Here is a 22,883-nt window from a genome sequence, read left to right as displayed (position 1 = left end):
CAAATGCGTCGACGTTTTTGCTCGGCGATTTTGATCTTCAGTCGATACCTGGTGTGGTTGTCGTGTTACTTTTTGATGAAGCTGGTAATTTTCTTGCGGAATGGAATCAGTCTCGTACAATCGACCGCGAATCCAAATGGGGAGCGTTCGACTTGATCGAAATTTGTCAAAAAGACAAATACGAACACTCCCCAGCCATCTGGTCTTCAATACCTTCAAATCGTTGAACGGAATTCGTCCACCCGGCAACCGCACATGCCCTGTCTTCGGTTTGACGAGTCGTCATCACAGTCGATGAATCGTCGGTCGCTAATTCTAGTTCTGCCCTGCTTCTTTCGGAGTTCTATTGTGCAGTATCAATATCTACGCTTCGCGGCATCGACTGCCGTTTTCACCTTCGCACTTGTTTGCACAGCCAGTGGAGTGCATGCCGCCGATGATTCGCAAGCTCATGCGAGCATCCAAGCACGCACGCAGGAGTTCGCCAAGGCTTTGGAGGAGGGCGATGCCGAGAAGGTGGCCGCCTTCTGGACGGACCAAGGTGAATACGTTCGTGATTCAGTCAGTATTCGTGGGCAGAAGGAACTCACAGCAGCCTATCAGAAGTACTTTGAATCTCGACCAAAACTGAACGTCACAGTGGAAAGCAACCGCGTTCGATTGTTGGCGGCAAGTACTGCCATTGAGGACGGCCGCTTTCTCATTTCCAATGGCGACAAAGTGATGGGAGCCACAGGATTCAGTGCTCTCTATGTCAAAGAAGATGGAGTTTGGTCGATCGCCTTGCTCAGAGAACATGCGGATGTGCCGGGTCTCAAAGACCTGGAATGGTTGCTGGGAACTTGGTCCACGACAGGCAACGGCAGCGAAGTCGAAACCACATACTCTTGGGACCACTCCAAAGCGTTCATGCGAATGGAGTATACATCCAAGTCGGAAGATGGTGAGGAAACCGGCAGCCAGATGATCGGCGTTGATCCGGTAACAGGGCTTCCAAGGTCTTGGCTGTTTTCCGGTGACGGTGGGGTGAATGATGGCTATTGGAGCCGAGATGGAAAGAAGTGGATCGTTGAAGTATCGGGATGGACGGCGGATGGCGGCGAAGTGACCGCAAGAAACATTCTCACTCCAGTCGATCAAGACACATTCACTTGGCAATCCACCGAACGCACACTCGATGGCGAACCGCAACCCGATACCGACGTCGTCAAAATCAGCCGGGTGCAAACCGAACAATAACCGAGCACAACAATATTCTTTCCGACAAAACACCTGTGTCGACAACAGGATTCTTGAGGTCATCGACATGCGAAACGTTTTTATCATCGCTGCGACCGCAGTTTGCCTCATGAATTGGGGAGCCTGCGATTTACCGGCCCAGTATCGTGCAGGCTATCGACGATCGGCAGCGGCGGTCGGACCGTACGGTCGAGTTGCCACGCAACGTTCGGCCGGTGGTGTGGCTGCCGGACCGTTAGGCGGTGTGCGATCCGGCCATGTTTCCGGCGGCTCCGTGCAAGGACCGCGAGGAACCAGCGTTCAATATGGACGTGCCACGGGTTCACGCTCTGGTGTGCTGGGAACACGTGCCGGTGCGGCTCAGGGAGTCCGCGTCACTGGTCCTGGTGGGCGATCCTATACGAGTGGTTCCTCGACACGCGTCGGAGCCGGTCCTTTCGGAGCGGGAGCCGTTCACCGTTCTGGTTCCGTCGCGTCAGGACCATTTGGTGCCGCCGGTGTTCGCCGATCAGGCGTAAGAATTCGACGCTAATGTCCATACGTCGTCGGTAATACCAAAGCGAACAACAGCCAATCAATTCCATCATGACCAAGCCTCGCGTGACCTCACACGCGAGGCTTTTTCGATTGTTTGCTCACGTGAAATTGCCTGACGTCATGCTTCTTTGAGGCTCCGAAACCGTTGGACACTTTACCAAACGGCGTCAAACTCGCATGATGAAATCTTGATGCGACCGTGCTTCAACATCGAATTTTGGATTGCCAAGGATTTCTTGATCATGCCCCGTCTTTTGATTCTATGTCTGACTCTGGCTCATTTATGGATTGCAACGCCGGTTGATGCGGCGGAACCGTCATTGAGCTGGAAAGCCGCGGCGGGCTCCGTTGTGATCACGCCGGATCGGCCACTGTGGATGGCTGGCTATGCGTCTCGGAACAAACCGTCCGAGGGGACAGCCCAGGATTTGTTCGCGAAGGTTTTGGTGCTTGAGGACAATTCCCAGAGTCGGCTGGCGATTGTCACGCTGGATTTGATCGGCGTGCCGAAAGAGTTTCGTGAGGACATTGTCGCGGAGTGTCGTGAGCGATTTCAGTTGTCACCCGATTCGATTTTGCTCAATGCGTCGCACACACACTGCGGCCCCGAACTGCGAGTCTTCAAAATTCGGCATTACGGTGGTGATGCAGCTCGCGAAGCCATGGCGATTGAATACACTCGTGGTCTTGTCGAAAAGATAGTTAAACTCATCGGGCAAACGCTGGACCGACTCGAACCTGCTCAATTGGAAGTCACACACGGCCGTGCCGGTTTCGCGATGAATCGCCGTCTGCCGACCGCGAACGGTGTGATCAACAGCCCCTACCCGGATGGTCCGGTGGATCACGAAGTCCCGGTGCTCAAAGTGCTTGGTAAAGACGACAAACTGCGGGCAGTCTTGTTTGGATACGCTTGCCACAACACGACACTCTCGTTTTACCAGTTTTGCGGCGACTACGCGGGATATGCTCAGGAGTATTTGGAAGCCGCCCATCCCGGAGTAACGTGCCTGTTCATGATGGGCTGCGGCGGGGATCAGAACCCGTATCCGCGGCGGACACTCGATCTCGCCCAGCAGCATGGCCGGGCTCTTGCGAACGCCGTCGAGACGGCTTTGGAAGCCCGCCAACCTCGGCAAGTCGACGGCCCATTGAGAGTGGCGTTGGGGGACGTGATCTTAGATTTTCAAAAGCCATCGCAAGAGGATATCGAGAGCGAAGCCCAATCGAGCAACAAGTATCAACGACGACACGGGGAGCGATTGTTAGCCGAACTGAAAGAGAACGGGCGAATTCAAACCGAGTACGCGTTCCCGGTCCAAGCCGTCCAATTGGGGGATGACATCACGCTGGTCGCACTTCCGGGCGAGGCAGTCGTCGATTATTCCCTGCTCTTCAAGTCGGAACTCAAAGACGACAGTACGAACGGGCCGAAGATATGGGTTGCTGGCTATTCGAACCACGTCTTCGGCTACCTGCCCAGTCGTCGTGTTCTGGAAGAAGGCGGTTATGAAGGGCGACGTGCAATGATTTACTCGGCCTACCCCGGTCCATTTGCGGCATCGGTGGAAGACCGCGTGACTGCCAAAGTCAAAGAACTCGTTCGACAAGTGCGATCCGCTCCGAAGAAAACGCAACCTCAGGAGTGAATCGTTTCCGTTCACAATCCAGTTTCACATCAGTTCCGCGTGACTTCGACAAAAAAAGAGCTTCGAGATCCCTCTCGAAGCTCTTTTTGAAATCGTTGGACAACTCTAGACGAGTTCTCGTTTTCGTATCTGCAAACTAAGCAGGAACCGCTGCACCTTTGACGGTGGCGATGATCGCGGAAGCGACCATGTATGGGTCGGCGTTCGATGCCGGACGGCGATCTTCCAACCAACCTTTCCAGCCGTTCTCGACGGTTCCGATCGGAATTCGGATCGATGCACCACGGTCGGAGACACCGTAGCTGAACTTGTCGATGGCTTGCGTTTCGTGCAGACCGGTCAACCGCATGTCGTTGTCAGCACCGTAGACATCGATGTGCTCTTTGATTCGTGGCTCGAACGCTTTACAGATCGCTTCGTAGGTGCTTTTGTCACCACATTCGCGGAGCGTCGTGTTCGAGAAGTTGGCGTGCATCCCCGAACCGTTCCAGTCACCTTTGACTGGCTTACAGTGCCAGTTGATCGCCAAGCCATGACCTTCGGCAACTCGCTCCAACAAGTACCGAGCGACCCAAACTTCGTCGCCAGCTTGTTTCGCACCTTTGGCGAAGACTTGGAATTCCCATTGGCCCATCATCACTTCGGCGTTGATGCCTTCGACGTTCAAGCCAGCTTCGAGACAGAGATCGAGGTGCTCTTCGACAATGTCCCGACCAACGGCCTTTCCACCACCGACGGAGCAGTAGTACGGGCCTTGTGGGCCTGGGTAACCGACTTTCGGGAAGCCGATCGGCTTATCGGTATCCGGATCCCAGATCGTGTACTCTTGCTCGAACCCGAACCAGAAGTCACCGTCATCGTCGTCAATGGTGGCACGACCGTTGGTCCGGTGTGGTGTCCGATCGGGGTTCAACACCTCGGTCATCACCAACCAACCATCTTTGCGGCCAGGATCCGGGAAGACGGCGACTGGCTTCAAAAGACAGTCCGACGAACCACCGGGAGCTTGTTCAGTCGACGAGCCATCGAAAGACCACATTGGTGCATCTTCGACTTTGCCGCTGAAATCTTTGACGATTTTGGTTTTGCTTCGCAGGCTTTGGGTTGGTTGATAACCGTCCAGCCAGATGTACTCAAGTTTCGATTTGGTAGCCATTCCTGATATTTTCCTCTCGTCGAATCGAAGGACAAAAAACTGGCCGGGCGACACTGTGCCTTGCCATAATTTTACGCACTGACGACTGGTTTTTGGGCACCACTGCCTGCTGCGAGATTCAGCAGGGATGTTGAAAACCAATCAATATGGGTTTTCCTTGCTAACCGATTGCTGTGAGCTCGCGGTCACTTTTACTCGCAAAATCCATGCCATAATCAAAATCACGAGTTTGGGGGCGTGGGTCATGCACGCTCTGTTAGCAAGGATGGGAACAGACTAGGCAATTTCCTTCGACTCGTCTGTTGCATTGTTCAAACCAACTTTGCGTGGACGCACTGATTTTATGATGCGAAGTGCAACCCACGATTGCAATTCTACGGATCGGGTTTTGTGGGCAAGCTTATCAAATTGACAGTAGAACTTCCCAGAATTGCCTAGCCCGGTTCTCGAAGCGAACGGATGCCGGAATCCTTGGCCGATCCGCTTTTATTCATCGCGAGGTAGTGATCATGAGATAAGATTCGCATAACAGAAGATTTTTCCTCATGACGACTTCGTCTGAGCTGGAGAACCATCGTGGGCGTCCAAGCGATTCATTCTATTCGGATTTCGACCTCTATCATCTGTCTACTGACGGTGGTGATGACCGTCGGATGTCATCAACTCACGCCGCAACCGGTCGCGACGTACAGTCAGCCTCCGATTAGCTCATATCCGTCGGGCACGCCGAGTTATGTTTCCCCGACGCCCGACCCAGCTTATGGATCACCGACGCCGGCCGATCCTTACGGAGCTTCTCGCCCGGTCACGCCCACAACGCCGGAAGTGGCCCAACCCTCACTCAGCGGTCGGCCAGAGGAATCCTATAATCGACGGGTTCCCACACCAGTAGAACCACCGGCCGACTCGTCCTCGCCCACGGATTCTTTCGTTGGTCCCGTGCTGACACCACCCACCGACATCCCGGAATCCGAATCGGAAGATGAATTACCTAGCCTAATTCCGGAGTCTTCTCGGTCCGACACCAATTCCGGTCTGTATGGACGTGCAACACCGCCCGCAAAGAGTCGGCCTGCAAACCTTGAACTGAGTATCCGCGTGTCGGCCAATCACCAAGTGGGAGCAGCGATTGAATATCAACTGGAAGTCAAGAATTCCGGGGAGCTGACGGCGAAGACGGTCACCATCGAAGCGTCGTTCGACAACGCCTTGATCTTTCCAGGACGCACCGACAAGCGAGTCCGAAAGGTCCTAGGGGATTACTCGGGCGGCCAAACCCAAAGTTTTCCGTTAACGCTGACTTCCAACGAAGCCGGTGTGCACTGTGCCCGATTCACTCTGAGCGGAACCGATCTCGCACCGATCACCAAGCAGGTGTGTGTCACGGTTTCAAAACAATCGACCGCACGGCGACCATAGTTGTATTTACCGCTCTGATGCGGGGGTAGCCAGCGGAATTCGCATGTCCGCGGTCAGACCGTCTTTGAGCAAGTTGTTCTTGTTCTTGACTTCCGCCCGAACCTTGACCAGCAGCGTCACCGGTTCCACCTTCAAATCGATAGAAGTCACTTGTCCGCTGAAAGGAATGGCTCGGTCGGATTCGGTGATTCCGTCGTAAGTCAAATGGACGGTGACGGGCATGCCAACGCGAATGCGGGACACCTCACTGACGTGGATCTCCCCTTCGACACGAACGCGGTCAGAGTTCACCAGTTCGAGAACCGGTTCCCCCTCTTGGACGGCTTCTCCGCGTCGCTTGTGGATCGTCCGAACCGTTCCTGCAAACGGCGCCCGCAAACGATGCTGGAGCAAGCGTTCTTGCGTTTCTTTGAGACGGAGACGTTCGATCGCCTGAGAGTTCTCAGCTTGCTCCAACTGAAGCAGCGATTTTTCCACCGCCAAACGCTGCTCATCGACTCTCAAAGCCGAGACCGTTCCCGGCACTGATTGATTGGCACGCAGGTCGCGTTGATATTCCATTTGCTGAACTTCACTCGCCTTGCGGGCATAGCGAACTTCGATGTCGTTTTCCGCTTGTCTCGAGACGACCGCGAATGAGGCTAACAAGACCGCGTCTTGAATGTGCGCAACCGTTTCATTCTCGTCGACCTGTTGGCCTTCTGCGACGATGAAGTCGAGCACGCCACCTTGCTGAAACGCAAGATCGACGTTGTCCACAAACGAGAGGGAACAATTCCGCAGGACAACGGCCTTGCCGTCCTCTGTAACACTGGTCGGAACCGCGTTGTCTTTCGCTCGGAACCCCTCAAGGCCAAGGGATTGAGCATAGGCGTTTCCGGTCGCGAACGAAGACACAATGCAACCCAACACCGTTGCTGTGACCCAAAAGCGAATGACCATGACCCATCCTTGTCGAACACCATTCGGTTCCAGGGTGGCTCTATCGACGAAACTCCGTTGCGTCAGCCATGCCCTAAAGCGGGTCGGAATCTTAAACACGGTTGCCCAGTGCGGCAACGTCAGTTTGCACACCGTTGTCAGGGCGAAGCAGATTTTTGTTGACGATCGAATTTGTAACGCACCAAATTCCCAGACTAACGACCAGCATCGCAGTACCTGATCGCTATCAAGCACGGAAATCCGTCTTACGGACTCGCTTCAGGTGGTGGGGGTTGTTGGCGTTTGCGAAGATGTTGATCGTAAGCGTGTGTGAGCGAATTTAGAAGGACAGGAGCCGCTCCGGCTGACATAAACACTCGGCAAGCCACTACCGAGCGTGGGAAGAAGGTGGTGATGAAATCGAACGAAAACTCCGACGGCGTGTGCCCGATCATCACTGCATTGGCATAAACGCCGGCGAGCATTTCGTCCGGAAACTTCAGAGAGTCGTACAACTCAGTGATAGACGTCCCGGAATTTGACGACTGGTTTGCGGGTTGGGCGTCTGCGGACTGCTCGTTGGAATCAATCCCTGCCCCCGCCATCGCGACATTGGCTTCGGGAACCGATGGCGACGCGGAAGGAGATTCTTCATCGGACGCCGCCGGTTTGGCTTCGGAGTTCTCATCCGATTTCGTCTGTAGCGGTTTGATCCGCTGATCGGTGAACTGGTTCTCGTACATCCGCAGGTTTTCCCGGAGTGCGTCAGCAAACCGCTTCAACACGTAAGGTGTCAGGATCACGCGGGCAACCACTTGTTGTGGCTTCGCCATGCGTAGCAGGAAATCCAGGGCGAATTCTTGAGCTCCTTCGAGAACGACAGCACCGGTCGAAAAGACGCCTTTGGCAACATGCGACGGAACACGGGCGCCAACCTGCGAGTGTCGGATTTGCTCACTCCATGGTTGATCCGAAGGTTTCGATTGATCGTCGGGGTTGGCGTCGTCAGTCATGTGGAATTGCTCAATTAGTCAGGACTGCGCAGGCGAAAAGCCCCGAGGGTCAACCTCAAGGGCTTCAGACTCAATCACCTCGCACACCAAGCGACGGATTGACGTGGCACGAATGTGAGAGGCAGGCAACGAATTACTGTTGCTTCACGCGTTTGCGGACGTCGGTTTCCAGAACGCCGAAGGCTTGCTCATGACGTTGCAACGCCATGCTCAATGCACTCAAGAGTCGCTTGGCCGTGTAGTGATTCATGATGATCCGTTGGGACACGTTCACCGTTTGTTGGCCGGTGGCGTACGGTTGGGGGTTGAGTCCCAGGTCCAGAATCAGTTCTTCCGGCGTGCTCGAAACACGGCAGAAGTTTGAATACGCAGCGATTACGCTTTCGTCTTTGACTTGGATCGTCGTTTGAGCCGTTTGTGCTTGCTCAGCGGGAACCGGCTGAGTTGGCTCAGAGTGTTCCACGGTTTCTTCAGGGCTTTTTTCGTCGGCCATGTTGCCTCTCCTCAGGGATACGTCCGGGATTCGAAATCCAGTGTTGCCTCGTTATAACAGTCGGCAATCAGGTGTTCAACATTCTGAACGGCCCGTTTCACAAGCATTTCCACAAATCCGGCCGAAGATCTCAGGAAGGTTTTTCCTATCCTACGCATCTTCTCATCACGCAATTTCAAAGCGGTCATTGGACTCGAAAACGAGCATGAGTCTTCGATTTCATGAGTCTCAAAATGTCACATGGGAAAACGTCGAAAACCGGATTGGTTTTCGGTCTGTGATCGCGATGACGGGGTGTTCATTTAGAACAATGGGTAGATGAACGGCGCTGCGACCGAACCGGACAACATCACCAACACCCCCAAGAGCAACAACACGAGCAAGATCGGCAGCATCCACCATTTCTTATTGTGTCGTAGGAACTGCCAAAACTCCATGAAGAAACCGGGCGGTTGGTTTTTTGCCGCTTCTTCAAATGGAGTGCGTTCTGAATCGCTCTGAGACTCCACCATCGGAGGAACCCTAATAGAAACTATCATTTCCGAGGACGTTTTCGCTTCGCAACGCGTTTACGTTCGGCTTCTTCACGTTTTTGTTTTCCGATGCGAAACGCAAACGGTATCCAGAGAATTCCCGCACCGATCCCCGTCAGTGTGCCGATCCCGGTGGCTAGTCTCTGCATCTTCGCTTCGGAAACGCGACGCGGAGCCGTCTTATCGAATGTCAGGAAGCTCACGAGCAACCCGCCTCCAAGCATCAAAACAACCCACACAACGGTCAGGGCGACCATTTTTTTCATTGATAGCGGCTTCTTTTCAGGCATGGGGAACTCCCGGAGAATCGTCGGAAACAGATCAATTCACTTTACCGCATTTCAAGACCGAACAACAGTTTATAACAAAGCCGTCGGCGATGCTGGGTCGAGAAACCGAGTCAGCTACAGACTCATCTTGACAGAAAATTCAGAACTGCATAGCTTCCGGATCATCTCTCGCCTATTTCGGTTTTTCGACATCCTGATGCGAATGGAGTCGCTGATGGCTCAGGGTTCTCAGTCCGCACCTGCCCCCGTTCCGTTGATCGATCTGGTGGCTCAATACCAGACCATCGAAAACGAGATTCAGGACGCGGTTCAGTCTGTGTTTGCCAACCAGTCCTTCGTCCTTGGTGACCTCGTTACCGAGTTCGAACAGGATATCGCAAAGTACTGCGATAACCGTCACGCGATCGGTTGTGCATCCGGAACAGATGCGTTGATCTTAGCGTTAATGGCCTTAGATATCGGGCCAGGTGACGAAGTGATCACCTCCCCGTTCACGTTCTTTGCGACGGCAAGTTCGATTCACCGTGTCGGCGCGACGCCGGTGTTTGTGGATATCGAGCCGGACGGGTTCAATCTCGACCCGACCAAAGTCGAAGCCGCCATCACCAAACGCACCAAGGCAATCATGCCGGTCCATTTGTTCGGTCAAACTGCCGAAATGGACCCGTTGTGGCGATTGGCCGTGGAACACAAGTTGGCCATCGTCGAAGATGCAGCGCAAGCAATCGGTGCTGCTTATCGCGGTCGCCGAACGGGTGTGCTCGGAACCGTGGCCTGCTTCAGCTTCTTCCCAACCAAGAACTTGGGTGGTGCTGGTGATGGCGGAATGGTCACCACCGATGATGCCGACCTCGCCAAACGACTTCGCAGCTTGCGTGTTCACGGGGATGTCGGACGATATGAGCACATCGAAGTCGGCTTGAACAGCCGCCTCGATGCACTGCAAGCAGCGGTTCTGCAAGTCAAATTGCGACATCTCGACGATTGGTCCGACTCTCGACGAGCCAATGCGGAACGGTACGAGAAGCTCTTCGCGCAATACGGCTTGACCGATATTGCCACCTTGCCGCCGACACTACCGGATCGTACTCACGTTTATAACCAATACGTTCTGCGAGTCCCCGGCGATGGCCGACGGGACGCACTGCTTAGCAGCCTGCGGGAACAGGAAATCGGCGCGGCGATTTACTACCCGAAAGCATTGCATCAGCAAACCTGTTTCGCCAGTTTGGGGTACCAACTCGGTGACTTCCCGGAAGCCGAAAAGGCCTGTCGTGAAGTTCTCGCGTTGCCAATTTTCGCGGAACTCACCAACGAACAACAAGACCGCGTGGTCGAGGGAATCGCGAACGCCTGCGGACGGCTCGGTTCCAACACTATCCGACGAGCCGCTTGAACTGAGTGAAAACTCGGTACAGCGTACTGGTCGTGACTGAATATCCCCCAAAACCCCCCGTCGAACCGTTTGGTTGTTCGATGGGGGTTTTTCGTTGGCTTTGGCATCTGCCATTCAGAGAAATTCGATGCCGCCCGATGTCACCTCTGCCGGTGTGAATTGTGGACAAGGACCGAATTCAGGGTCGTCCAGCGGAAGCGTAGTCGGTCCGTCACGAACAATCACCCGCTTCAAACGGCAACCGGCTTCCCGAGCCGCCTTGGCAAGATCGCGACGAGATTCATCCCAATCGAGCAGGACGCAAACAACTGTCGAGATCTGGCCGAGTTCATCGACAATTCGAGGCGTGATGGTTCCCAGCGGGTTCTCGCGACACGCTTCCACACACGAGAGGATTTCCAACAGATTCTCGAAGTGAGCCAAATTGCGGCCGGATCGGAACGCATACAACTCCGGACCGGCGGCGAACAAGTCGATCAGGTACTCTTCACGTCCTAGAGCATCCGCAATCGCAGCGGTAAGACTGATGGCGGCTTCCAATTCCGAGTAGGTGTCGGGGCCAGACTCATACGGAAAATACCATCCTTCTTCCCACTTGAGAAACCTACCCCAAGTTTTTCGCGGCTTGACGTGTGTATCCAACACGACCGCCACCCGACAATAATACTCTTCCTGGTACTCCCGCAGCACGGGTTGCCCCGTTCGAGCCCAAGCACGGAAATCGATTCGGCGGACCGGTTCACCAGGAACGTACTCTCGATTGCCGATGTACTCCGACGATTCCCCCACATGCGAAGTCAACGCGATTCCGCCCGGCTGATGCCGAGAGTTGGCGGGAACATCCAGATCCGTGAGCGGATGAAACTTTGGCACGACCAACAGCGGCGGCAACTTTGTTCGAGAGGAACCACTGCGAAACAAGTGGAAGGGAAATGAACTATAGGCTCGCAAGTCCTGCATCTGATGCAAGCCCCGGCGATTCGCTTCGATCGTGACCGGCATTTCAATCGACTCGGATGCCCCGATTGCGGTGACAGAAATTTCTTGATCGAGATGCCGCAATGCTCGGTTGAGGTCGATGAATCCCACCGACATATCGAACGCCGGCCAACGAGAGCGGTTCGTCACATGCACGCGACCTTTGACCGCCTCACCGACGGACACACGACTCGGCAACGAGACGTCCAGTCGAACCCGAGGCCGGAACAACAATCCCACAACAAACGCCAATACCAACAACGCTAACAGCGCCGAATAGGTAAAGAAGATCGGAACTTGAATGGTGATTAAACCAAATGACGCAAACAAAATGCAACCGAGCAGCATCCGCCCGGTGAGCGTCATTTTGAATCGCCAAAAGTCCCAAACGAATCGTGGAACGATCAGCCGATTGAGGCAACGCAAATTCATGCGGTCGAGTCCTTTCGACGGGTTCCCGTCCACACAAGCAAACACCCAATAGCGGTACCCAGAAGTGAGCCAACGAGCCATATGGTCGGGAGGTGCGTTTGCTCAACGTTCCCCAATCCCCAGCCGTTCAATTCGTCGCGAAAGGAGGCAATCGTGAGCAATGTGGAATTGTGAATGCAGTGCATCAGAATCGCGGGCAGAATGCTTCCGCTCGACCACGCCACCCATCCCAAAATCAACCCCATCATTGTACTAGGAAGCAGCCGTTCGGGAGCGGCTCCACCGGCGAGCACGATGTGAAACACACCGAACGCAACCGCAGCCGCGATGATGCTCACCCGTCCGTTAGCTTGCCTGCGAATACCCGACATGAAAAAGCCGCGGAAGAAGACTTCTTCGCAGATTCCCGGCAGAATCCCCAGACTGAATACCACGATCGGTAACGGAATCGCTTTCCAAGCTTGCAGAAGAGTCTCAACCTGCTGGCGTTTGGATTCATCGAGGGAATCGAGTGTCCAACTCTGAAACGACACGACCAACTCGAACACCCAAGGCCAACAACTTCCGCCCAAAATGGCCGCACCAACCCACGCGGCGATTGGAGCACCATGAAGTTGCAAGCCATTCGCAAGACGAACCCGTCGCCAAATCAACACGGCGATAGGGACCGCCGCGAACAGGGTTGCGGTGAGTAGCCCCGACGAAACAAGGCGAACGAGCATCGAAGCCCCTGCGAGTCGCCCGAGCAATCCCGATGCAATAAAGAACGCGGGAAACATCGCCGCCATGGTCACGATGACGGTGGCACACTCCGGCAGAGATTGCTCGGATTCGGGGCGTTTTCGGAGGTCCGTCCAACCGCCACGACTTCCCACCGCGACGGCGTCCGCTCCGAACACGCGAGCCGCCAACGCCAACGCCGCGATGGAATACAACAGTGTTGAAATCGTCGCGATGGCAGCGGGCAACAAACTTGCCGTGCCCTCGAACAACCCTCGTGCCAAAAGCAGCATGTTGATCACCGGCACGATGGATGTTGTTTGATTCAACTCCCATCCGGGCAGAAAAATGATGAGTCCCGGCGTGAGTGAAACCAATAACAGCGGAATCAAATAGGCTTGAGCTTCTTTGAAACTCTTGGCGGAACTGGTCAACACTAGCAGCACCGACGAGTAGAACACCGCAAAGACAAACAACACCCAGAATAGTTGGCCAGCCAACGCCAAGGTCAGCCCCTGTTCACCGAACAGTGTCGTCTCCAAGGATAACGCAAACACCGTGGCGGTCATGGCGATGAGGTTCATCAGGCCGGTCATCAACGTGACTGTCAAGACGGCGGTAAACTTGGCGATGAGAATCCGAAACTTCGGAATCGGCATCGCCATCAGCGTTTCCATTGTGTCACGTTCGCGTTCGCCGGCCGTTAGATCGATCGCCGGATAAACGCCGCCGGTTACTGTCATCAACAGCAAAACCAACGGCAGCAAACCAAGAATCGCGGACGTTGATTCCTTCCCGACAATCCACTCGGTCGATTGCTGAACCGGCCGTTCGAAGTTTCGGTCGAGACGTTTGATCTGTCGGGAAACGGTGGCCAATTCATACGCCTGTAGTCGGGATTCGACAAAGGCGGCCGCATCCCGACTGAACTGCGAATTCGATTTCTGAATGACGGTCACTTCAGCGGTACGATCTTGATCGTCCTCCTCCAGTGAAACACGCACCCCCAAGTCCGCCTGGCCACTCGCGACACTGTCACGCAGACTCCCCTTGGCCGCGTCTTCCACCATCAGAAAGTTGACGTCGGGCTCATTTTCTTGTCCTCTGTCGGATTGGGCATCTAATAGACGCTCTCCAAGTTTCAAGGCATCATGCAACCAGACGGCTTCCTGTTCGGTCGCCAGTGCCAAGCGAATTTCCGGGTGGGCTTGCTGGAATTCCTGCACGGCGAGAAATCGAAACCCCAGCCCGAGCATGGGGTACAACAGGATCGGCATCGCCAACAGGGTAATGATTGTCCGACGGTCCCGCAGAGTCTCACGGAGTTCCTTCGAAATCAACTCGCGTTGCATTGACGCTGATGACGAAACGTCGGCGGGGTTTTCCGGCTCGTGAGGAATTGCAGTCATGAGTCGGAACCTGAAATCTGTTTGTTTTCGAGCAGTCGGAGAAACATCGCAACGAGGGATTCGCAACCGGTCGTCGTGGTTAATTCCGGCAGCGTGCCTTCGTACCGCAGCCGACCGTGATGCAACAGACCGAATCGGTCGCACAACCGCTCCGCTTCATCAAGCTGATGGGTGCAAACGACGATGGCTTTTCCTTCACTGCGGAGTAAGTCGGTGTAATCGAACACGACTTGCGACCCAACGACATCCAAACCGCGTGTCGGTTCATCCAACAACACGACCGGCGGATCATGTACAAGAGCGCGGGCAAGATTCACACGTTGCTTCTGCCCGGTGCTGAGGGTCGCACATCGACGATCGAGAAACCGGCCGAGATCCATGAGTTCCGTGAGTGTCTTCGTTCGGTCGGCAATCCGACTTTTGGAAAGACCGTAAGCCGTCGCGAAGTAATGCAGCATTTCACGTGGTGTTAGCCACTGATATAACCCGGCACTAGCCGACACCAACCCGATTTGACGTTTGACCATCATCGGATCGGTCGACACGGAATGCCCGAGTATGGATGCGTCTCCACGGGTCGGTTCGAGCAGCCCGAGGACCATCCGCAGCGTGGTCGTTTTGCCGGCACCATTTGGTCCAAGCAGTCCGTAGACTTCACCGGCGGCGACCGACAGAGACAAATCGTCGACGGCGATTACGTCCTGCCCATAATGTTTTGTCAAACCATTCAGCGTGATCATGCGGTCCATTCAAATGGCTGAAGGGTGTCCCGTTACAATTGCTTCCAAATATCGTCTTCGAAGAGGTCCACCATTTTTGCAAGCCCGGCCTCGATCATTTCCGGTCCGGTGATGAACCGTCCGGGTCGGGTCCATTGTTGCAGTTTGTCGAAATCCATGTCGAACAGCCGAGACAGTAACTGATCGAGATCGATTTCCAACGTCTTGAAGTGCCGAGCCCATTCGACAGCCTCTTCGTACCGCACATCTTCATCGCTTTGCCAGCGGATCGGATGAAACAACAGCGTCGCATGCGGGGTGACGAATCGTTCCCGACACGCGGCGAACGGGAACAACGCCGCCGAGGAACACTCGCCGGTCACAACGCCAATCGCGTGCAATCCTCGTAGCCGAATCAAACTTGCCAAGCAAAGACCGGTGTAGACATTACCGCCGTTGGAATCGAAGTAAATCAGGCCCCGACTGCGTCTTGGCAATTCCACCAAACGATTGATCAGGTCGGATTGCCGATCGCTGAGGTCTCCGCACAACGTGATTTCCCAATCCGATGTCGGACGGTTCGCCGGTGGAAAGAACGATGAAGACGGTTCGAGACTGGATGTCCGACGACGACCGGGAACTCGGGGTGTGGGCGGCATGGCGATTTCAATGTCTCTCAGAGAACGGGAACAAGCGAAGCGGCTCAGTTTATTCCGATCCTTTTTGGTAGGCGGCAACGATATCACGGTCAAAATAGTTGACCGACATCCCGGCATCGATGACCAATCCCTGCGTGTTGATGCCGGATGATCTGGGGCTGAGCAGGAACGCGACGGTGTCGGCGACTTCTGGCGTTTGCACAGCTTCCCGACGCAACGTCGCTTGCTCCGCGAACAGATAGCTGTCGACGTAACCGGGTATGCCTGCGGAGGCACTGGTCTTCAACAATCCCGGACAAACAGCGTTGAACCGAACTTTGGAATCCGTCGAGAACGACTTCGCCAGGAAGCACAACGACGAATCCAACGCGGCTTTCACAGGAGCCATGTATCCGTAATTCTCCGCCGCCATCCGTGTGGTTGAGATTGAGATGGTCACAACACTGCCGGTTTCAGGATCGAGTATCGGCCGAAAAGCGTTCGACACCGCAAGCAGCGAATAACAAGAGACATCGACCGCCTGCAAAAACGCCTGCCGAGGTGTTTGCTCGAACGGCAGCGGACCGGCGGAGTAATCCGCGAAAGCGACCGAATGGACGAGTCCCTGAAGTTTGTCGTCTCCGAGTTCCGTGGCGACATCCTTTTGAAGCTGTTCGATCTGTTCGGGGTATTCGAAATCGCAGATGAACAGAGGAGAATCACCGACGAGTTTTCGCACCGATTCGGCACGTGCTGGCGAACGAACCGAATACAGAACCTTGGCTCCCGCCTCCGTCAGAACCTTACCGACATGGTAGGCCACACTCTTGCGGTTGGCCAACCCGAACACGAGCACGGAGCGTCCCGCTAATTGTAGAAAATCTGTCACTCTGCTGAATTCCTGCTTTGCGTCTGCAATTGTTGAGTTTTGGCTTCGGTGGAGTGTTACGTTCCATCAACGATCGGCAGCGGGCTCCGCAATCGCGGGCTGGGCTTGATCGGTTTCGGTGATGGGGCGTCTGGCTTTGAGATCGTAGCGTTCCCCCGCTTTGAGTCGAGCCACCCGAAGAACTTTTGCGTCTTCCGCTTCCACTCCGTCTTCCGGTCGGGCATCGAGGAAGAACACGTGATGGGTTCCTAGAACCGTTGCAACGTGCCCTCGGACCACAATCGCGGTCGCCTCATCAATTCCGATTCCCAGAAACTGCGGGTAGGTTTGAACCAATTGGCGGAGATCGTCAAATCGTTTGCGTTGCGAGAAGTGCTGGTCGATTGCCGTCCCGGGAAGAAAACCGAAACCGCGTTCGTAGCCCTCCGCGATGATAGGCAAGTTCCCCAACGGATTGGCTCGAGCTAGGTATTCCCCTTGAATCGACGCTCCCGCTGAACTTCCACAGATAACCCCACCACGCTTCAACACGGCGTGGAACGCGGCCACGGCCGGTGTGTGGGCGTAGGCATCGACAAACCGCCATTGCCGTCCGCCGCCGAACCAAACGCAATCGGCTTGACGGATCTTATCCAGAAAAACAGGTTGATCGACTTGGCCACGTCCGACTTGCGGGAGAACGGTCACGTCGTCGGCTCCGAATTCGGTGAAGAACCTCGGTACGCCCGAACGTCGTGCGAATTGTTCGGGAATCGCGGTCGGGAGCACGGTGTACTTCGCGTCTGGACCACCGGCTGCGTCGATAATCGCTTCCACGATTTCCTTCGGCATGCCACCGCCACCGATGATGACCAGTGTCCCATTGGGAACCTCGGGAATGCCGACATTCGCCGGTGGAAAATCGGTGGTGTCGCGTTCGATCGCCGATCGCCGGAGAGCCGTCAGGTCCACAACGCGATTGGGAGGAACCGCGACCGACCATTCCGGACGCTGCAACGATTTGGCCAACGACACCGTCACCGCGTCTGCTCCGACGACGTAAACCGTCCGTCCCGGATCGAGATTCCCTCGACCGTATACCCGCTGATTCCGGAAATCGAGTTGGTCAGAATCGCATCCCACCAACATCGTGGCATCATTCGGTAGCGAATACCCGACGTGACCCGACGGAACTTTAAAGTCCTGCAGCACATCTGCGGTGCCCGTCCGGATGACGGAATCGGGAAGCAGATCGAGCCCGGGGACAAATTCATGCTTGTTCCCGTCTCGTTGTTCCTCATCGGAAACCTGGACCCGTGAACCAACAATTTCCGCGGCACGTCCGATTCCGACCACCGTGCCACCTCTTTTCAGCACGCCTTGCAAAGCAGCTTGAACCGGCGTCCCGGCATACGCTTCAAGTAGCGAAGCCAGAGGACCGTCCTGAATCCAAACCGCGTTGACCGTTTTCAGTCGCTTGAGCAACTCGTCATCAGCGTCTGTGACCTGCCCATCGGGTTGCGACAGAGTGACACTTGTCACGTCTTGTCGTTGCCAGAACCGGAGGATGGCAAGAGAATCGACGGGGTTATCACTCGCAAGCCCGGTCAGCACCGCAATTCGGGCTCGCTCCGCACCACCGACAGACTCCAAAAAGCGGCGAACCGTGTCGTCATCAGCGGCCTGTCCGCCGGAAAGAATCAGACTCCCGGAGATGCCCCTCGGATCGAGAACCCTCGCCAGCGGCCGATCGGCTGCGTCAATCCCACGCCCTCCGATTGCGATGACCGATCCGAGCAGGAGAACCGTTCTCAGCGTCGCAGCTCGCGGACGGAGTCTTGAATAATGCAAATTCATCGGCGATTCCGCAGGGTTGGCATGAAATTTCCTAGCCGAAGACGCAGACCAGGCTCGTGTGTTGATGGGCAATCGCAAAGTTTGCGATCAGGTATACCGCATTCCACCGATCGTTCGCAACGCGGCAGCCGTCGGCCGTATATTTTACCTGACTATGTCAGACTCACCGCGGCAAGAGAAGAATTCGACGGAATCTGCGGGAGTCCATTCGAGAGCATTGACAAACACCCGTTTGCGCAGCATCGTTAGTGTCGAGGATGTCTGTTTCCTCGGCTTCGAATAGATGGGATAGACCGATGAGTGGAAAACGTCATTCTTCATGGCTTAGCGGCGTCGTTTGCCTGTTCGTAACGGCGTCAGTCGTTCATGCGCAGAAACCGGCTGCCGCGGAGAAGTCCGCAGCTCCGACGAGCATTTCCGCGCCCGGTCTGCCGGAATACCTGACAGCATTGGACAACGAAGACGAACCAAAACCAAAACCGCCTAGTGCCGAAGATCAAGCCGTTGGCTCCGAAGCCACAACGGCGAACGAAGAATCACAGACGACCAACAAGACGGTTTCACCGGCTGTCGAGTCCGCTTCAGCCGAAGAGTCACCCAAAGAAGCCACTGTTCCTGCGAACACGGTTTCGCTCGAACAATGGAACGCATTGCAGGCGAATCTTGAGAAGCTACAGACAGCGATCGTCGACCTGAACCGCAAAGTCGATGGGCTGCAAAAGCAGAATGCCGACCTCGTCCAACTTCAAGATCAAATCAAAGCCTTGGAGAAGGCCAATCGCGACTTGCGAGACGAACTCGACACGTTGTCCACGAACGATCCGACCGCAACCCTGCTCACCGATGCCAGACAACGCATGCAACTGCGACGAGCGTTGAAGGTCAGTGCGGAAGTTCGGCTGTACAACTGGACCGAAACCAACGCTCGGATGAACGTTAACGGAACCTGGCATGAGTTGAAGCCCGGTCTCAACACCATCGCCGTGCCGTATGGTCCTGTCACGATGCATCGTTGGACCGCTGGCACTCCTCGCAGTTTCGACAACTGGAAGGAAGACGAAGACGCCCCATACATGGCGTTTGATGTCGGTGTGCCACCGTCATCTAAGTGAACTCATGAACTCAGTTCAAAAACGAAACTGAGTTTGACTGAAATTGAGAATCTTTCGATTAGCGTGCCAAGCATTACCGTTTGGCACGCTAATTGCGTTCTGTCGGGCTATTCGTTGATCATTGGCCGGCGGACTTGAATGATGCGAGTCCTACGCCGCTTTAACAATTCGACAAGGTCACGGATCGACATTGTCTGTTGTAAAAGAGGTCAACAAATCTTGGATAATTTACAATCGGTCAAATTCTAATTTGGCCGCACGGGCAAGGAGGCCTGGACCATGAACCAATCTTTCGGTTTTCTCGAATTGGTACGCCCAATTCCGAACGTCCTGAATCGACCGTTCTGGCAGTGGATGTGCGTGTTCCGCCCCGCTTGGGTGTGAGTGTTCACCGTCCCCTCTTGCGGATGTCGCTTTCGCCGATACCGCAACACTCTTTCTGCCTGATCTTCCTTCGAAATCGATCCAGGAGTTGACCGATGCATGCCCTCGCTCTGCTCGTGCTGACGAGCGTTAATGCCGATCCGGGAACCAGTCGTGGAGTTCTCCTCGACTTCACCGCCACTTGGTGTGGTCCTTGCCAGCAAATGAATCCCGTGGTGTCACGTCTGAAACGCCAAGGGTATCCGATTATGAAAGTCGATATCGACCAACGCCCCGACTTGGCAAAGAAATACAACGTCCGCAGCATCCCCGCCTTCGTGTTGGTGATTGATGGCCAAGAACGGACGCGATCGGTCGGCATGACCGCCGAGGCGCAGTTGAAACGGATGCTCCTACAAATCCCAAGCGGCCCGCCTCGAAGTCGTGAACGGAAATCGCCCGTGCAAGTCGCGAGTGCTGGCCCGAAATCACCGGCGAACTCTTCAGCGAAATCCTCGTTCGATTTCCCGTTCCCTGCTCCATCGGAATCAAAGCAGCCATCGCGTGAGCCCGAACAACTAGCCGCTGTCACAACGTTGCCGACGCAGGAACCGCCAACTTCAACATCACCGCAAGGAACCGTCGATCCGCTAGCGTGGAGCGTACGTATTCGGCTGCGGGACGAGCAAGGTGTGAATTTCGGTTCGGGAACGGTTGTCGGTCGTGACGGCAACCGTTTTTTGATTTTGACCTGCGGCCACCTGTTCCGCACACTCAGTAGTGAAGCCGTCGTTGAGATCGATGTGTTCGAGGGTGGCGAAGTCAGCACGATTGCGGGCGAGTTGATCGACTTCGACTTGGACGCCGACGTTGGATTGCTCTCGGTCACCACGGAACGACCACTCTCGCAGACGCGAATCGCCGATGCGGGAATGAATCTCAAAGTCAATCAACCGGTGACGAGTGTCGGGTGTGGTGGCGGCGAGAAGCCATCGGTTCAGAACGTCAAAGTGACGGAACTCAACCGATACGACGGGCCGGCCAATGTCGAATGCACAGGAACGCCAATCCGAGGACGCTCCGGCGGCGGATTGTTCTCCGAAGACGGCCAAGTCGTTGGCGTTTGCATCCGTTCCAATTATCGTGAGAATCGTGGACTCTACGCCGGACTGGAAGCCATTCACGATTTGCTTCGCCGTTGCGGCTACGGTCATCTCTTCGAGGACGCGGCGACTGATGACATTCGCTTGGCATCCAACACGACACCGAACCACTCCGGATCGGCGGGCGAAACCCGAAACTCGCTGACACAAGCCAGTCAGGAATCGGGAATCCCCGACACGCTTAAGGACGTCGGAAATGCCGAGGTGATCTGTATCGTGCGGCCGCTCGATCAACCCGAAGCGGAAAGCCGTGTGATCATCATCAACCAAGCCAGCCCGCGTTTTGTCTCCTACCTCACCGATGAACTGAACCAAGGCAACACTGCCAGCGATTCGTTGGCAAGCCAACCAAGCACAGGCGGTGACTTCGGTCCGTCACCATTCGAGTTCGGTGAGTGATCGGTTAACCTCGCGTTATTCGCCTTGCAGATTCTCTTTCATGAACTTTTTGTACGCCTCGACCCCCGGTTGTCCGTACGGGTTGATGTCGATGAGTTGCCCTTCGAGCACCGTCGCAAGCATCAGCATTTGGAATGTTTGCCCAAGGTGGTAGGCATCCAATTTCGGCAGAATCAAATCGGCCGTCGGTCGCTTGACCTCGCGGTATGCCTGATTCGTGCCCTCGATCGCAGCCCGCAGGAACCGAGGCATCGTTTTTCCGGCGTGCTGATTGAGGTCGTCCTCGTTCCGCGACGCCTCTGGAAGTGCTAGCGACTCCGAACTTGGCTCTTCGACGATCAGATTCGTGAACAGCTTGTCGGGAGTCCCTTCTTGATGCTGTTGCCCACGACTGTGCAGGTCTCGCGTGTTGACCACCGTGAGTGGCAATGCCCCTCGATCTTCCTTCCCAAGACTCTCCGCCAGCAACTGATCGTACCACAATCCGACCGACTCCAACCGTGCACCCCACGTGGACAACACCCGCGTGAGCAGCCCTTGTTTTTCCGCAACGTGACAGACCGCCGTATAATCCAAGACGGGATTTTCGTTCGCGTCCGCCGTGCGGAATTGTTCCGTGATGTCGGCCGCCCCGCGAAGCAGTTCGACCAAGTCAATTCCCATGACTGCCGCCGGAACCAGGCCGACTGCCGTCAACACGGAGAAACGCCCACCGATGCCATCCGGAATAGGGAAAATCGTCGGATAGCCACGCTCGTTGGAAAGGTTCCGCAGCTTGCCGGACTCGCCAGTGATCGGAATGACAAACTTCCGACTCTCCTCGGAATCTGCTCCGTAATAGTTTTCGAGTGCTTGACGGAACAAGCGGAATGCCACTGCGGTTTCGAGCGTCCCGCCGGATTTGCTGATCACGGACAACGCCCATCGTTGGTCGCGATCCGACGAATCCTGACAGGTCGCCTTCAACAGGTCGAGCAACCCGGATGTCGTATCGTTATCGAGATTGTTGCCCTCGAAATAGATCCGTGGAATCGTCGTTCCGCCATCCTGACGGGCGGAACTGGGCAACTCGTTGTGGTACGGCACGCAAAGCGATTCGAACATCGCCCGCGCTCCCATGTACGATCCGCCGATTCCCAAAACAACAAACCGATCGGCTTCCGCTTGAATCGCCGCGGCGGCCTGCTGAATTTGGCCCACGAGCGAACCGTTCCCGTTCGCTTCGTATTCATCGAGCTGATTCTTCGGCCACATCAGGAAACCGGCGTCGAGTGGCGACTTACCGGTTTCCGCCTCGGCTTGCTGACCTTTCTCCGCCCACAACTCTGCATCGCGGAACACTTCCGTCCGTTTCTCAAGAAGCTGATTTTGAGCATCACGGACTTGATCTTCCGACAACACCTTGAGTGCATCAGATGCATCGTAACGGAGCATGGGTCTCTCTCGTAGGAAATATTCGGTCAGCGGAATTTGTCATTCAAGTAGAGGTTGCTACTTGAATTGCTATTCAATAGCGCGTCGCATTGTAACCGTGCCGCACCGTTGAATGTAGTCAGCCGCCCGAATTCTCAGGCTCCGT

20 protein-coding genes are annotated in these 22,883 nt (G+C 55.3%); 7 read left to right on the top strand and 13 right to left on the bottom strand.

Annotated features, from left to right (window positions below; all coding sequences use genetic code 11):
- Positions 1 to 348 precede the first annotated feature (348 nt).
- The 3 genes from G6R38_RS07660 (at position 349) to G6R38_RS07650 (ending at position 3,425) form a co-directional block, all read left to right on the top strand.
- Complete coding sequence (locus tag G6R38_RS07660; protein ID WP_166822357.1) at positions 349 to 1,239, top strand: YybH family protein; 891 nt, start codon at positions 349 to 351, stop codon at positions 1,237 to 1,239.
- A gap of 67 nt (positions 1,240 to 1,306) precedes the next feature.
- Positions 1,307 to 1,771, top strand: coding sequence for a hypothetical protein (locus G6R38_RS07655; RefSeq protein ID WP_166822354.1), 465 nt, complete (start codon positions 1,307 to 1,309; stop codon positions 1,769 to 1,771).
- A gap of 247 nt (positions 1,772 to 2,018) precedes the next feature.
- The gene (locus tag G6R38_RS07650; RefSeq protein ID WP_166822351.1) at positions 2,019 to 3,425 is read left to right on the top strand and encodes a neutral/alkaline non-lysosomal ceramidase N-terminal domain-containing protein; all 1,407 of its coding nucleotides are present in this window, start codon (positions 2,019 to 2,021) and stop codon (positions 3,423 to 3,425) included.
- 136 nt (positions 3,426 to 3,561) lie between these two features.
- On the opposite strand, the gene G6R38_RS07645 is transcribed toward G6R38_RS07650, so the two are convergent.
- Positions 3,562 to 4,581, bottom strand: coding sequence for a glutamine synthetase beta-grasp domain-containing protein (locus G6R38_RS07645; RefSeq protein WP_166822348.1), 1,020 nt, complete (start codon positions 4,579 to 4,581; stop codon positions 3,562 to 3,564).
- Positions 4,582 to 5,223: 642 nt separating this feature from the next.
- Here G6R38_RS07645 and G6R38_RS07640 point away from each other — a divergent pair.
- Complete coding sequence (locus tag G6R38_RS07640) at positions 5,224 to 6,000, top strand: hypothetical protein (RefSeq protein ID WP_166822345.1); 777 nt, start codon at positions 5,224 to 5,226, stop codon at positions 5,998 to 6,000.
- A 6-nt stretch (positions 6,001 to 6,006) separates the two neighbouring features.
- On the opposite strand, the gene G6R38_RS07635 is transcribed toward G6R38_RS07640, so the two are convergent.
- The 5 genes from G6R38_RS07635 to G6R38_RS07615 all read right to left on the bottom strand — a co-directional run bounded on the left by G6R38_RS07635 (position 6,007) and on the right by G6R38_RS07615 (position 9,250).
- Positions 6,007 to 6,942: an efflux RND transporter periplasmic adaptor subunit gene (locus G6R38_RS07635; RefSeq protein ID WP_166822342.1), complete on the bottom strand. Its 936-nt coding sequence runs from the start codon at positions 6,940 to 6,942 to the stop codon at positions 6,007 to 6,009.
- A gap of 245 nt (positions 6,943 to 7,187) precedes the next feature.
- Positions 7,188 to 7,934, bottom strand: a complete 747-nt coding sequence (locus G6R38_RS07630; RefSeq protein WP_206028499.1) for a DUF3467 domain-containing protein — start codon at positions 7,932 to 7,934, stop codon at positions 7,188 to 7,190.
- 133 nt (positions 7,935 to 8,067) lie between these two features.
- Positions 8,068 to 8,427, bottom strand: coding sequence for a DUF3467 domain-containing protein (locus tag G6R38_RS07625; RefSeq protein WP_166822339.1), 360 nt, complete (start codon positions 8,425 to 8,427; stop codon positions 8,068 to 8,070).
- Between the two features lie 302 nt (positions 8,428 to 8,729).
- Positions 8,730 to 8,939 carry a DUF5989 family protein gene (locus G6R38_RS07620; RefSeq protein ID WP_166821177.1) on the bottom strand — a complete coding sequence of 70 codons (210 nt, stop codon included), beginning with the start codon at positions 8,937 to 8,939 and terminating at the stop codon, positions 8,730 to 8,732.
- Positions 8,940 to 8,962: 23 nt separating this feature from the next.
- The gene (locus tag G6R38_RS07615; protein ID WP_166822336.1) at positions 8,963 to 9,250 is read right to left on the bottom strand and encodes a hypothetical protein; all 288 of its coding nucleotides are present in this window, start codon (positions 9,248 to 9,250) and stop codon (positions 8,963 to 8,965) included.
- Between the two features lie 214 nt (positions 9,251 to 9,464).
- Between G6R38_RS07615 and G6R38_RS07610 the strand changes: the two genes are divergently transcribed.
- Positions 9,465 to 10,646: a DegT/DnrJ/EryC1/StrS family aminotransferase gene (locus tag G6R38_RS07610; protein ID WP_166822333.1), complete on the top strand. Its 1,182-nt coding sequence runs from the start codon at positions 9,465 to 9,467 to the stop codon at positions 10,644 to 10,646.
- A 114-nt stretch (positions 10,647 to 10,760) separates the two neighbouring features.
- On the opposite strand, the gene G6R38_RS07605 is transcribed toward G6R38_RS07610, so the two are convergent.
- The 6 genes from G6R38_RS07605 to G6R38_RS07580 form a co-directional block, all read right to left on the bottom strand.
- A complete protein-coding gene (locus G6R38_RS07605; protein WP_166822330.1) occupies positions 10,761 to 12,056 on the bottom strand; it encodes a DUF58 domain-containing protein in 1,296 nt (431 codons plus the stop codon).
- A complete protein-coding gene (locus G6R38_RS07600) occupies positions 12,053 to 14,185 on the bottom strand; it encodes an ABC transporter permease subunit/CPBP intramembrane protease (RefSeq protein ID WP_166822327.1) in 2,133 nt (710 codons plus the stop codon). Before G6R38_RS07600 ends, G6R38_RS07605 begins: the two co-directional genes overlap by 4 nt.
- A complete protein-coding gene (locus G6R38_RS07595; RefSeq protein WP_166822324.1) occupies positions 14,182 to 14,925 on the bottom strand; it encodes an ABC transporter ATP-binding protein in 744 nt (247 codons plus the stop codon). Before G6R38_RS07595 ends, G6R38_RS07600 begins: the two co-directional genes overlap by 4 nt.
- A gap of 32 nt (positions 14,926 to 14,957) precedes the next feature.
- Positions 14,958 to 15,563 (bottom strand): ClpP family protease, encoded by a 606-nt coding sequence (locus tag G6R38_RS07590; RefSeq protein WP_166822321.1) that lies wholly within the window; start codon positions 15,561 to 15,563, stop codon positions 14,958 to 14,960.
- 49 nt (positions 15,564 to 15,612) lie between these two features.
- Positions 15,613 to 16,431, bottom strand: coding sequence for an enoyl-ACP reductase FabI (locus G6R38_RS07585; protein WP_166822318.1), 819 nt, complete (start codon positions 16,429 to 16,431; stop codon positions 15,613 to 15,615).
- Between the two features lie 66 nt (positions 16,432 to 16,497).
- On the bottom strand, positions 16,498 to 18,267 hold the full coding sequence (locus G6R38_RS07580) for a Type 1 glutamine amidotransferase-like domain-containing protein (protein ID WP_166822315.1): 1,770 nt from the start codon (positions 18,265 to 18,267) through the stop codon (positions 16,498 to 16,500).
- A gap of 296 nt (positions 18,268 to 18,563) precedes the next feature.
- Here G6R38_RS07580 and G6R38_RS07575 point away from each other — a divergent pair, with 296 nt between their 5' ends.
- Together G6R38_RS07575 and G6R38_RS07570 are read left to right on the top strand one after the other, a co-directional pair.
- Entirely contained in the window at positions 18,564 to 19,379 is an 816-nt protein-coding gene (locus G6R38_RS07575; protein ID WP_166822312.1) for a hypothetical protein, read from the top strand.
- A gap of 479 nt (positions 19,380 to 19,858) precedes the next feature.
- Positions 19,859 to 21,304 carry a trypsin-like peptidase domain-containing protein gene (locus G6R38_RS07570; RefSeq protein WP_166822309.1) on the top strand — a complete coding sequence of 482 codons (1,446 nt, stop codon included), beginning with the start codon at positions 19,859 to 19,861 and terminating at the stop codon, positions 21,302 to 21,304.
- Between the two features lie 15 nt (positions 21,305 to 21,319).
- On the opposite strand, the gene G6R38_RS07565 is transcribed toward G6R38_RS07570, so the two are convergent.
- Positions 21,320 to 22,738, bottom strand: coding sequence for a glucose-6-phosphate isomerase (locus G6R38_RS07565; protein ID WP_166822303.1), 1,419 nt, complete (start codon positions 22,736 to 22,738; stop codon positions 21,320 to 21,322).
- Positions 22,739 to 22,883: the final 145 nt, after the last annotated feature.

The sequence above is a fragment of the Thalassoroseus pseudoceratinae genome, assembly GCF_011634775.1.
GTDB classification, from domain to species: domain Bacteria; phylum Planctomycetota; class Planctomycetia; order Planctomycetales; family Planctomycetaceae; genus Thalassoroseus; species Thalassoroseus pseudoceratinae.
The sequence above is the reverse complement of the archived record's forward strand: the minus strand, read 5'-3'. Positions and strand labels throughout refer to the sequence as shown.